The following is a 13,004-nucleotide window of genomic DNA, read 5'->3' as shown; positions in this document are numbered from 1 at the left end:
TAATTTGAAAAGATCCCCTGATGCACTCATATGCAGAAGGGGATCTTAATTTTTATGATATTTAAAATTTACTTTTAAATAATGCTTTAAGTACTGGCTTTATAATTAAACCTACTAAACGAAAAGTTTTAAATATAGAGAGTACAACTTTCATAAAGATGCCCTCTAAAAGAAAATATATATTAAGTATGTATTATTTCTTTTCTTTAACTTCGTATTTAGCTTCAATAAAATTTAATACTTTACCTTTTGGATCATCATTTTCAAATTGAACTGCTGTAACTGTATGTACCCCTGGTTTTAAGGTATCTTCACTTAAAATAATTGACGTTTGAGTTAGCTCTGCGACTTGTAATGTTTCTTTGAAAATCTTATCAACATAAACAAATGTTTGTTTGTCTCCTTGGAAGTTAGCATAATCTATACCAAGATGCAGCATTAAATCATTATTATTTGCAAATAAAACTGGAGCATTTCCGTTTTCAGAGTTTCCTGCTGGTGTACTAACTTTTATCTTTCCTTCTCCAACTGGTGTGGCATCTTTAGGGAAAGGATGCTTACTTGTTTTTTTATTATTAGTTTCTGATGTGCTACTTTGTGCTGTATAGTCTTTAGCTTCACTCTTGCTATCTGTAGAACCACATCCAGCTAAAAGTCCTATTGATAGTCCTGCAATAATTAATTTTTTCAAAGAATGTTCCTCCTAGTTAATGTTAATAATTGTATTATTATATCAAAAAACAAAGATGTAGGGATTGTTTATGAAATAATAAAATGAATACTTTATGCTTAGAAAATTTTTCTTCCATATAAAATTATAACAATTTAACAAAACATGATTTCTATATATAATAGAAGAAATAAAAAAGTCCTTGTTTTGTTATCACCCTGTTGGTGTCAACCTCATGCGCCTAATGGCAACAAAAAACATCTACTTCGTCCCATTCGGTCAAGATGCGCCAGAGAAAAAACCGAACTCAATGGTAGCTCGTATGGAGTTACTGGAAGATACAGTATTAGAAGCGCTGCAAGGGAAGCAATTGCAACCGGTGGTCGTAGAAAAATTCAGATATATGAATTAAAAAACGAAAAAAAACGGACAATTTTTGATGAAACCATCATTCTTACTGTAGAATATGATAAAATTAACGTTATTAAGATTAGAAGGGGTATTGTATACTCCTTCTGATTCTAAGTTATAGAAGGATTGGTATCTAGAAAGGGGCATAGTGATGGAAAAGCAAAAAACTTTTCATGTCGCTGTAGTTGGAGCAACCGGCGCAGTTGGTGAACAAATGTTAAATACTTTAGAGAAACGAGAATTTCCAATCGGGAAATTAACGTTACTTTCATCTAAACGATCTGCAGGTAAGAAACTTGTATTTAAAGGCGAAGAATTTACAGTTCAAGAGGCAACTCCTGAAAGCTTTGAAGGAGTAGATATTGCACTATTTAGTGCTGGTGGATCTGTATCGAAACAATTAGCGCCAGAAGCAGCAAAACGCGGTGCGATTGTTGTTGATAATACAAGTGCATTCCGTATGACAGAAAACGTGCCACTTGTTGTACCTGAAGTAAATGAAAACGACTTAAAAGAACATAATGGTATTATTGCAAATCCAAACTGTTCTACAATTCAAATGGTAGTAGCTCTTGAGCCAGTTCGTCAGCAATATGGTTTAAAACGAGTAATCGTTTCCACATATCAAGCTGTATCAGGTGCTGGTGCGGCAGCTATTGAAGAACTGCATGAACAATCACAAGCAATCTTAAATGGCGAAGAAGTTAAGGCAAATGTTCTTCCTGTATCAGGTGATAAGAAGCATTTCCCAATTGCTTTTAATGCGATTCCACAGATTGATAAATTCCAAGATAATGGATTTACGTTTGAAGAAATGAAAATGATTAACGAAACGAAAAAAATTATGCATATGCCTGAATTAGAAGTAGCGGCAACATGTGTACGTTTACCAGTTGTATCAGGACACTCTGAGTCTGTTTACATCGAAGTAGAAAAAGAAGGCGTAACAGTAGCAGAATTAAAGAGCTTACTTGCAAATGCGGAAGGTATTGTTCTACAAGATAATCCAGAAGAGCAGTTATATCCAATGCCAGCTACTGCAGTAGGTAAAAACGAAGTATTCGTTGGAAGAATCCGTAAAGATTTAAATAACGATAAAGGATTCCATCTTTGGGTCGTATCTGATAACTTATTAAAAGGCGCTGCATGGAATTCTGTTCAAATTGCAGAGCGCTTAGTAAAATTACAATTAGTGTAAACGGCTAAGAGAAGGTGCAAAATATGAAAATAATTGTTCAAAAATTTGGTGGCACATCAGTACGTGATGACAATGGACGTAAGCATGCGCTTCATCATATAAAAAAATCATTAGCTGCTGGTTATAAAGTAGTTACTGTCGTATCTGCTATGGGCCGTAAAGGTGAACCATATGCAACGGATACGTTATTAAGTCTTGTAAATCAAGAGGAATCTACTATTTCTAAGCGTGAGCAAGATTTATTATTATCGTGTGGAGAGTTAATCTCTGCAATTGTTTTCTCTAATATGTTGAATGAGAACGGTATAAAAGCAGCAGCATTAAATGGTGCACAAGCTGGTTTTGTAACGAATGATGACTTTACGAATGCAAAGATTATTGAAATGAATTGCGATCGTATACATGAAGAGTTAGAAAATGTAGATGTAATCGTCGTTACAGGATTCCAGGGACAAACGAAAAAAGGTGATACGACAACACTTGGACGCGGAGGTAGTGATACTTCAGCTTCAGCATTAGGTGTTGCACTTCATGCTGAATACATCGATATATTCACTGATGTAGAAGGTGTTATGACTGCGGATCCTCGTATTGTAAAAGATGCACGTCATCTTCAAACTGTAACGTATAACGAAATTTGTAACATGGCTTATCAAGGTGCGAAAGTCGTTCATCCACGTGCAGTTGAAATTGCGATGCATGCAAAAGTGCCACTTCGTGTACGTTCTACGTATTCTGATAGTGAAGGTACGCTTATTTCAGCATATGACGGTGCTACAAGAGGTCGTGATGTAGAAGAACGTCCTGTTACAGGCATTGCCCACGTATCAAACGTAACGCAAATTAAAGTGCTTGCAAAAGAAACGGCATATGATTTGCAACAACATGTGTTTAAAGAGATGGCGAACGAAAGAATAAGTGTTGATTTAATTAATATTTCACCTACTGGCGTAGCATATACAGTGAGTGATAATGTATCAAGTCATGCAGTTAAATTATTACAGAACCTTGGATATGAGCCAATTGTGACAGAACATTGTGCGAAAGTATCTATCGTTGGGGCTGGAATGGCAGGATACCCAGGGGTTACTGCGAAAATCGTTACAGCTTTAGCGGAAAAAGGTATTCAAATCCTGCAATCGGCAGATAGTCATACAACAATTTGGGTTCTTGTAAAAGAAACTGATTTAGTGGAGGCTGTAAATGCATTACATAGTGCGTTTGAGCTTTCAAAAGAAAAGCAACTGGAACAATAAGGAGTGAGACCATGATAGATTTTGGGACAATTGCAACCGCGATGGTAACACCGTTTGATATAAACGGGAATATCGATTTTGCAAAGACAACGAAATTGGTAAATTATTTAATTGATAACGGTACAACAGCAATCGTGGTAGGAGGAACGACAGGAGAATCTCCTACATTAACTTCAGAAGAGAAAGTAGCGTTATATCGCCATGTCGTATCTGTTGTCGATAAAAGAGTGCCCGTAATCGCTGGAACAGGTAGCAATAATACGCATGCTTCTATTGACTTAACTAAAAAGGCAACAGAAGTTGGTGTGGATGCAGTAATGCTAGTAGCACCGTATTATAACAAACCGAGTCAAGAAGGAATGTATCAGCATTTTAAAGCAATTGCTGAAAGCACGCCGCTTCCGGTTATGCTATATAACGTTCCAGGACGATCTATTGTACAAATCTCCGTTGATACAGTTGTTCGTTTATCAGAAATAGAAAACATTGTTGCTATTAAAGATGCCGGCGGCGATGTGTTAACAATGACAGAAATCATTGAAAAAACAGCGGACGACTTTGCGGTATACAGCGGTGATGACGGTTTAACGTTACCAGCTATGGCAGTTGGAGCGAAAGGTATCGTTTCGGTAGCCTCTCATGTTATCGGAAACGAAATGCAAGAAATGATTACAGCATTTCAAGCAGGAGAATTTAAGAAGGCACAAAAATTACATCAATTACTTGTAAGAGTAACTGATTCATTATTTATGGCGCCAAGTCCAACTCCAGTAAAAACAGCGTTACAAATGGTTGGATTAGATGTAGGTTCTGTACGTTTACCACTTCTTCCATTAACAGAAGAAGAAAGAGTAACGTTACAATCTGTAATGCAATCTATCCCTCGTTAATAAAAAATGACCTAGTGTAGAACTAGGTCATTTTTTATTATATGCAAATCTTTTCCTCTTTTTCTTACTTATATGTGTTCTTATAAGAATATTAATCGCTTCTTCATTATGTGTATAAGAAAATAATCGTATCCCTTTAACTGAGTCAAAAAATGATAGATATTATGGCATAAACGTAATAAACTACGGTGTCTGTTTTTAGAGAAATCCCCTCAAATGTGACGTAATTCATAAAAAAACTCCATTTTGTAAGTGTTTTTGTTGGATTCTAGAAAAATAAATCTTGAAACTCCCTATTATGAAATGAATTTAGCGTATGTATGGCTAGTTCTTCAAAATAATATGGAGTATAAAATCGGAGTAAATATAAAGGAAATACGTTCGATACTTTTGTTGTCATTCCGTTCTTTTCCTCTTTCTTTCGCACGATTTAACTTGTGTTCTATTTCTTGTATCAGGTATAATATGGCTAAGTAGCTTAGTACGGGTATGCTTAGCAAAATTGGGAAAAATTATAATTTAATTAAATTTTCATATCATATCGAATAAGATATTTGATTTATATAATGAAAGAGAGGTGAAACCTGGTTTAAAAAATAAACAAGGACATGATATCGCATAACGGTAAGGACATTCGTCTTGGACGGTGAAAATATGGTGGTTGTAGAGTTTCCCCTGGTGTCTCTGCAATTTTAGTGAAATCAGTGTTTGCAAGATTTTTAAACCAGGCAACAACATGAAGAGAAAAGAGAATGAGTCTGTTAAAGTATTTGCTCTTGGTGGAGTAGGTGAAATCGGGAAAAACATGTACTGTGTTGAAATTGATTCTGAAATCTTTATCGTAGATGCAGGGTTAATGTTCCCGGGAGATGAAATGTTTGGAATTGATATCGTTATTCCTGATATTACATATTTAGTGGAAAATCAAGAGCGAGTAAAAGGTTTATTTATTACTCACGGTCATGAAGATCATATTGGTGGAATTGTGTATGTACTTCGTAAATTATCTATTCCAGTCTATGCAACGAAATTAACAGTAGGACTTATACAAGAAAAACTTGGTGAAGCGGGCATGTTAGGCCGTGTAGACCTAAAAACAATCGATTCAAATTCAACAGTAGAATTTAACACTACAACGGTGTCATTCTTCGGAACGACACATAGTATTCCGGATTCTGTTGGCGTTTGTTTCCATACATCAAAAGGTGCAGTCGTATATACGGGAGACTTTAAATTCGATCAAACTCCAATTGGAAATAGTGGAGCAGACCTTGGTAAAATGGCACAAATCGGAAATGAAGGCGTACTTTGCTTGTTATCTGATAGTACAAACGCAGAGCGCCCAGGCTATACAGGTTCAGAAAAAGAAGTTGGTGTAGAAATCTCTAAAGTGTTCTACGGCGCAGAAGGTCGCATTATCGTTGCTTCATTTGCATCGAATGTACATCGTATTCAACAAGTATTTGATGCAGCTGCTGAAACAGGGCGAAAAGTAGCAGTAGTAGGACGTAGTATGGTGAAAGTAGTAGACATTGCAAGACGTCTTGGTTATTTAGATGTTCCAGAAGGTATGGTTATTTCATTACAAGAAGTAGACAACTTCCCAGAGAAAAAGGTAGCTATTTTAACGACAGGTAGTCAAGGTGAACCGATGGCTGCTCTATCTAGAATGGCAAAACAAGCGCATAAACAAATTTCAATTCGTAAAGGTGATACTGTTATCATTGCTGCTTCGCCAATTCCGGGTAATGAAATATCTGTATCAAAAATTATTGATTTGTTATTTAGAGCTGGAGCTGAAGTTGTTTATTACGGCGAACGAAAAGTTCACGTGTCAGGTCACGGTAGCCAAGAAGAATTAAAATTAATGTTAAATTTAATGAAACCAAAGTACTTTGTACCCGTACATGGTGAGTTCCGTATGCAAAAAGCACATGCATATTTAGCTGAAGATGTAGGTATTACAAGAGAAAATATCTTTATCGTAGAAAAAGGCGATGTAATTGCTTTTGGTGACGATGAAGCAAACTTAGTCGGTAAAGTACAAGCTGGTAATGTTTTAATTGATGGATTAGGTGTAGGTGACGTTGGTAATATCGTTCTTCGAGATAGAAAGATGTTATCTCAAGATGGAATACTAGTAGTTGTTGTAACGCTTGGTAAAGATGAAAAGAAAATTATCTCTGGCCCAGAAATCATTTCACGTGGTTTCGTATATGTTCGTGAATCAGAAGCGTTAATTGAACGATCTACAGAGATTGTACGTATGATTGTTGAGCAGTCAATTAAAGAATATTCAATTGAATGGTCAATGTTAAAACAAAATATTCGTGAATTATTAGGACAGTTCTTGTACGAAGAGACAAAGAGAAAACCTATGATTTTACCGATTATTATGGAAGTATAAAAAGATCACCCTTATGGGTGATCTTTTTTCTTTTTAACCCTATCGAATGAAATTTATAACTTAAGAAATAATAGTTATATACGAGTGAAAGGGGATGCGAAATGACAGAACGTGATCGATATACAAATGAAGAAAAAGAAGCTGAGCCAAAAGAAGCTGGAAAAGAGGCTTCAATAGTTGAAAAAATTCAACAGCTTGGACAGACAAATGTACCACAGATGAATGAATCACGTATTCATTGTTTAACGATTATCGGACAAGTGGAAGGTCATGTTCAATTACCACCGCAAAATAAAACAACAAAATATGAGCATATCATTCCGCAAATTGTTGCGATTGAACAAAATCCGAAAATTGAAGGTTTGCTTTTAATATTAAATACAGTTGGAGGTGACGTTGAAGCTGGGCTAGCAATTTCTGAAATGGTAGCTTCACTTTCAAAACCAACAGTATCTCTAGTTTTAGGTGGGGGACATTCCATCGGTGTACCGATTGCTGTTTCTACTGACTATTCGTTTATTGCGGAAACTGCGACGATGACAATTCATCCAATTCGTTTAACAGGTCTTGTCATAGGTGTGCCACAAACATTTGAGTATTTGGATAAGATGCAAGAAAGAGTCATTCGTTTTGTGACGAAGCACTCGAAAGTAACAGAAGATCGTTTTAAAGAGCTTATGTTTGCGAAAGGAAATTTAACGCGAGATATTGGGACGAATGTAATTGGTGGGGATGCAGTAAAGTACGGTCTTATAGATGATGTCGGCGGTATTGGAAATGCGATTCGAAAATTAAACGAATTAATAGATGTTCGTGCGGAAGATAGTACAGAAGGGACAATGCTACAATGATTTTATATACAATTATGCCAGAGCAACTTGTGTATCCGGTCGATTATTCACAATGTGAAAGTCAAAAAGTTGTAAATATAAATGGTGTGGAATTAATGGTTTCTGAAGAGGAACATGGATGTTATTCTATTGTACGTGTGCTAAGTACGGACCCACTTCACTATTTAGAGTTTGAGCCCGGTCAGAAAATAACCTTTTAGCAAAAAGAAGGATTTTGTTTAGAAGCTATGGTATAATATAAAAAACAAGACGGTTGAGCAGCCATGAGTAGGCTGCTTTCTTCTGTTTATTTAGCATTTTACAAGAAGTGTAAAAATAGAAGATATAAAGACCAGAAAAATAGAGAAAACAGACATATAAATAGAGCGTTTTGAAGGGAGCTTTACTTATATGTAGAACACGAGGTGAAGAAATGGCAAAACAAAAGCAAAGAGGGACGAAGGCAAAGGCAAGACGTACGATAAAGCCAACTTTGTATTATGAAATCGTCGGTTTAACTCTTTTTGCACTTTCAATCATTACGATTTTACAGCTAGGCGTTGTAGGGAAATCGTTTGTGTTATTTTTTCGCTTCTTCTTTGGTGAGTGGTACATAATTGGTGTGTTAGGTGTAATAGCTTTATCGGTTTCCTTTGTTATAAAACGCGGATGGCCGAACCTTTTAAATAAACGATTAATTGGATTTTATTTAATTGTATTGGCGATATTAATGTTTAGTCATATTACATTATTTAACCTTCTTACAAAAGATGGAGCAGTGCAAAATACTTCTGTTATTGTGAGTACGAAAGATAACTTCTTTCTTGAAATGAAAAAGGGGCCAGATAGCGTTCATTTAGGTGGTGGTATGTTTGGTGCGCTTATGTTCGCAACATGTTACTTCTTATTTGACGAAGTAGGAGCTTATATCATTGGTATTATTCTAGTTATTCTCGGTATACTTTGTATAACAAATAAGCATATTGGAGAAGTGTTAGCTCCAGTTGGTAGAATTCTTAGAAGTCAGTTTCAAGTGATGCAAGGGGATTATAAAGATTGGAGAGCCAAAAGAACGGCTGAACAAACAGAAAAGAAAAAAACAACAAGAAGCACAAGAAGCAAACGTGCTGCAGAACAAGAAGAAATTATTGAGCCGATGGAAGAAATCTCAATTGATCCTCCGATTATTTCGAATTTCACTGAGAATTATCCTGTAAATGAAGAAGAGGATAAACGAATCGAAGTAGAGCAAGAAGAGTTGATCACTTCACCGTTTATTGAAGAGACTCCGCCAATTGAAGAACCAAAGAAAAAGCGTGGAGAAAAAATTGTTGAATCGTTAGAGAGTGAAGCGCAAGCACCTCCTATGCAATTTTCAAATGTAGAAAATAAAGATTACAAGCTTCCTTCACTTGATATATTAAAATTTCCAAAGAATAAGCAAGTTACAAATGAAAATGCGGAAATTTATGAGAATGCTCGTAAATTAGAACGTACATTCCAAAGTTTCGGAGTGAAAGCGAAAGTAACAAAAGTGCATAGAGGTCCTGCAGTTACAAAATATGAAGTGTATCCTGATATGGGGGTAAAGGTAAGCAAAATTGTCAGTTTAAGTGATGATTTAGCCCTTGCTTTAGCTGCAAAGGACATTCGTATTGAAGCGCCAATTCCCGGGAAATCAGCTGTAGGGATCGAAGTTCCAAACTCAGAAGTTTCGATGGTAACGCTGAGGGAAGTTCTTGACTCTAAGGCTAATAATCATCCGGAAGAGAAGTTGTTAATTGGTCTTGGCCGAGATATTACAGGTGAAGCTGTATTAGCCCGGCTAAATAAAATGCCTCATTTACTCGTAGCTGGTGCGACAGGTAGCGGGAAAAGTGTATGTATTAACGGTATTATTGTTAGTATTTTAATGCGTGCAAAACCACATGAAGTAAAATTAATGATGATTGACCCGAAAATGGTAGAGCTAAATGTATATAACGGTGTGCCTCATTTGTTAACGCCAGTTGTAACTGATCCGAAAAAAGCATCGCAAGCATTGAAAAAAGTTGTGAGTGAAATGGAACGTCGTTATGAATTGTTTGCTCATAGTGGTACACGTAACATTGAAGGATACAACGATTATATAAAAGAGCATAATAGTCAATCAGAAGCGAAACAACCCGAATTACCTTATATTGTAGTAATTGTGGACGAGTTAGCAGATTTAATGATGGTTGCTTCGTCTGATGTAGAGGATGCGATTATGCGTCTAGCGCAAATGGCTCGTGCTGCTGGTATTCATTTAATTATTGCAACGCAACGTCCGTCAGTTGACGTTATTACGGGTGTTATTAAAGCAAATATTCCATCACGTATTGCATTCGCTGTATCTTCTCAAACAGATTCTCGTACAATTCTTGACGGTGGTGGTGCAGAGAAGCTACTAGGTCGTGGAGACATGCTGTTTATACCAATTGGTGCATCGAAACCTGTACGTGTACAAGGCGCATTTTTATCAGATGATGAAGTTGAGAGAGTTGTAGAATATGTTATTGGACAGCAAAAAGCACAATATCAAGAAGATATGATTCCGCAAGATGTTCCTGATACGAAGCAGGAAGTAGAAGATGAATTATATGATGAAGCGGTTCAACTTGTAGTGGAAATGCAAACAGCATCTGTTTCTATGTTACAACGTAGGTTTAGAGTAGGTTATACGCGAGCTGCTCGCCTAATTGATGCAATGGAAATGAATGGTGTAGTAGGTCCGTATGAAGGGAGTAAACCGAGAGAAGTACTCATTAATGATGTACAAGAAAAAAGTTCTTAAAAAAAGCCTAATTGTTTTTACAATTAGGCTTTTTTATATAGTGTTTTTGTTATATACTATACTCAGCGATAAAGAAAGGGCTTACATTTAGGGGTGCCCTTTAGAATACGAATACTTTGAGTATGTTTTATGTAAATGTTCGATATTTAATGCAGAAAAATGTTAGATTTTGTTGACACGTATGAGAGCAAGTGGTAAGATTACTTCGAAAAGAATCACTGCCTCATATAATCTTGGAGATAAGGTCCATAAGTTTCTACCTGGCAACCATGAATTGCTAGACTATGAGGGGAAAAGTGTGTAACAAAGGATGTAAAGGATCTTTGTGCCGAACTTTTTCTCGAAATGAGGAATGTTTATGGTGCAAAGTTTTTTTTATGCAATAAAGAGTGAAAATTTTATTTTAAAAAATTATTATTATTTATTCGACAATTACACTTATTTTGGTGTTTAGTCATTTGTACTATGTTGTAAGTTGAAAAAAGAGAAAAGAAGTCTTACATCAGAGGTCGAATAATTGAAATGCGGGGGAGTCTTATGTCAGTAAAATCTGATAGTCGTCACCTATATCTACGGGTGATTGATCACATCAAAGAAAAAATTAAAGATGGAGCTTATAAAGAACGACAAAAGTTACCATCAGAGTTTGATTTAGCGAAAGAACTTGGCGTAAGTAGAGCGACTTTAAGGGAAGCGTTGCGTATTTTAGAAGAAGAAAATGTTGTCATTCGTAGACATGGTGTAGGGACATTTGTAAATGCAAAGCCATTATTTTCTTCTGGAATAGAACAACTTTCTAGTATTACAGATATGATTTCTAGTGTGGGGAAAACACCAGGAACAATCTTTTTATCATCATCTACTACAACTTTAACAGAAGAGGAAAAAGAGAAGTTTAATAGTGAAGATGGTTTTAATGCAGTGATGATTGAACGCGTGCGTACAGCAGATGGGGAACCTGTTGTGTATTGTATCGATAAACTTGCAAAAGAAATATTGCCAGACTTATCGGGTTACAATGAGGAATCATTATTAACGGTGATACATAATAACACGCATAAGCGCATAACATATGCGGTTGCTCACATTGAGCCAATTGGCTATCACCCTAAAATCTCACCAATTTTAGAATGTGAGCCTGAAACAGCACTGCTTGTATTAAAACAAATGCACTATGATCAAAATGATGAGCCAATCTTATATTCTATCAATTACTTTAGAGCTGATAAATTTAGCTTCCACGTATTAAGAAAGCGTATGTAGGTAAATTCCTTTTTAGGGAGGTGACAGCAAGAAGTAAGGAACAGCAGCGTAAGAATAAATAAATATATATCATTTTTGGAGGGGTTTCTAGTATGAAGAAAAAAGCAGGCCTTTTATTATCATTAACTTTAGCAGCAAGTACAGTTTTAGGTGCATGTGGTAACTCGGATAAGGCGAGCAGTGACAAGAAAGACACGAAAGACAATAAAGACTTCAAGGTTGGTCTCGTAACGGATGTTGGGGGCGTTGATGATAAGTCATTTAACCAATCTTCTTGGGAAGGGTTACAAAAGTTTGGTAAAGATAATGGTTTAAAAGAAAAGACAAATTATCGTTACCTTCAGTCTGAAAAAGAAGCTGATTATATTCCGAATTTAAAAAAATTCTCAAAAGATAAATATGATTTAACATTCGGAATTGGTTATAAATTAGAAGGTGCAATTAAAGAAGTAGCAAAAGAATCTTCAAAACAACAATTTGCAATCGTAGATACTGTTGTAGATGCACCGAACGTAACGAGTATTACGTTTAAAGATCATGAAGGATCATTCCTTGTAGGTGCGGTAGCAGCTATGTCAACAAAATCGAATAAAGTAGGATTTGTTGGTGGAATGAAAAGTGATTTAATTAGTAAATTTGAAAATGGATTTAAAGCTGGTGCAAAGGCAGTAAATCCAAACATTGAAATCGTATCTGAATATGCAGAAGCATTCGATAAGCCTGAAAAAGGTACAGTTCTTGCTTCAGCAATGTATGGTCAAGGCGTAGACGTAATTTATCATGCTGCTGGTGGTACAGGTAACGGTGTGTTCACAGAAGCGAAAAACCGTAAGAAAAAAGGTGAAAATGTTTGGGTAATCGGTGTTGACCGTGACCAACATCAAGAAGGTATGCCTGAAAATGTAACATTAACTTCAATGATTAAACGTGTTGATGTAGCAGTAGAAAAAGTAGCTAAAGAAGCAAAAGATGGGAATTTAAAAGGCGGGAAAATTGAAGAGTTTGGCTTAAAAGATGACGGTATTGGTATTTCAAAAACAACTGATAACGTGAAAAAAGTTAACCCTGAAATTTTAACAAAAGTAGAAGAGCTTGAAAAGAAAATTACAGCCGGTGAAATTAAAGTGCCAGCTACAGATAAAGAGTATAAAGAATATGAAGCTTCTCTAAAAAATAAATAGAGAAATAGCAAAGGTTAGTTCATAGAACTAACCTTTGTATGTATAAAACTTCCGAATTGCTTAATAAGTTAATAGTGTAATAG

The 13,004-nt window shown here is 35.8% G+C and carries 10 protein-coding genes, 1 pseudogene and 1 riboswitch; of the genes and pseudogenes, 10 read left to right on the top strand and 1 reads right to left on the bottom strand.

All coding sequences use genetic code 11. From position 1 onward, the window contains the following. Positions 1-193: 193 nt before the first annotated feature. The gene (locus GD442_RS18015) at positions 194-691 is read right to left on the bottom strand and encodes a hypothetical protein (protein WP_086407678.1); all 498 of its coding nucleotides are present in this window, start codon (positions 689-691) and stop codon (positions 194-196) included. A 202-nt stretch (positions 692-893) separates the two neighbouring features. On the opposite strand from GD442_RS18015, the pseudogene spoVFB reads away from it, so the two are divergent. The 10 genes and pseudogenes from spoVFB to GD442_RS17965 all read left to right on the top strand — a co-directional run. Beyond that, positions 894-1,082, top strand: a pseudogene (spoVFB, locus tag GD442_RS18010) (dipicolinate synthase subunit B); the annotation flags it as partial. 150 nt (positions 1,083-1,232) lie between these two features. Further along, positions 1,233-2,279: an aspartate-semialdehyde dehydrogenase gene (asd, locus tag GD442_RS18005; RefSeq protein ID WP_000414846.1), complete on the top strand. Its 1,047-nt coding sequence runs from the start codon at positions 1,233-1,235 to the stop codon at positions 2,277-2,279. Positions 2,280-2,302: 23 nt separating this feature from the next. Next, a complete protein-coding gene (gene dapG, locus GD442_RS18000; protein ID WP_086400998.1) occupies positions 2,303-3,535 on the top strand; it encodes an aspartate kinase in 1,233 nt (410 codons plus the stop codon). An 11-nt stretch (positions 3,536-3,546) separates the two neighbouring features. Then, a complete protein-coding gene (dapA, locus tag GD442_RS17995) occupies positions 3,547-4,425 on the top strand; it encodes a 4-hydroxy-tetrahydrodipicolinate synthase (protein WP_000564763.1) in 879 nt (292 codons plus the stop codon). A 736-nt stretch (positions 4,426-5,161) separates the two neighbouring features. Continuing rightward, positions 5,162-6,832, top strand: coding sequence for a ribonuclease J (locus GD442_RS17990; RefSeq protein ID WP_000823096.1), 1,671 nt, complete (start codon positions 5,162-5,164; stop codon positions 6,830-6,832). 101 nt (positions 6,833-6,933) lie between these two features. Then, positions 6,934-7,683, top strand: a complete 750-nt coding sequence (tepA, locus tag GD442_RS17985; protein WP_000139806.1) for a translocation-enhancing protein TepA — start codon at positions 6,934-6,936, stop codon at positions 7,681-7,683. Next, positions 7,680-7,883 (top strand): YlzJ-like family protein, encoded by a 204-nt coding sequence (locus GD442_RS17980; protein WP_000605036.1) that lies wholly within the window; start codon positions 7,680-7,682, stop codon positions 7,881-7,883. The genes tepA and GD442_RS17980 overlap by 4 nt, the downstream gene beginning before the upstream one ends. Before the next feature lie 212 nt (positions 7,884-8,095). After that, on the top strand, positions 8,096-10,477 hold the full coding sequence (locus GD442_RS17975; RefSeq protein ID WP_001118782.1) for a DNA translocase FtsK: 2,382 nt from the start codon (positions 8,096-8,098) through the stop codon (positions 10,475-10,477). Between the two features lie 203 nt (positions 10,478-10,680). Continuing rightward, a riboswitch (purine riboswitch) is annotated at positions 10,681-10,782 on the top strand. A 232-nt stretch (positions 10,783-11,014) separates the two neighbouring features. Beyond that, entirely contained in the window at positions 11,015-11,740 is a 726-nt protein-coding gene (locus GD442_RS17970; RefSeq protein ID WP_000114182.1) for a GntR family transcriptional regulator, read from the top strand. Positions 11,741-11,832: 92 nt separating this feature from the next. Continuing rightward, positions 11,833-12,921, top strand: coding sequence for a BMP family lipoprotein (locus GD442_RS17965; RefSeq protein WP_000725772.1), 1,089 nt, complete (start codon positions 11,833-11,835; stop codon positions 12,919-12,921). The last annotated feature ends 83 nt before the right edge of the window (positions 12,922-13,004 follow it).

The sequence above is a fragment of the Bacillus sp. A260 genome (genome assembly GCF_009861435.1).
Lineage (GTDB): Bacteria > Bacillota > Bacilli > Bacillales > Bacillaceae_G > Bacillus_A > Bacillus_A cereus.
The sequence above is the reverse complement of the archived record's forward strand: the minus strand, read 5'-3'. Positions and strand labels throughout refer to the sequence as shown.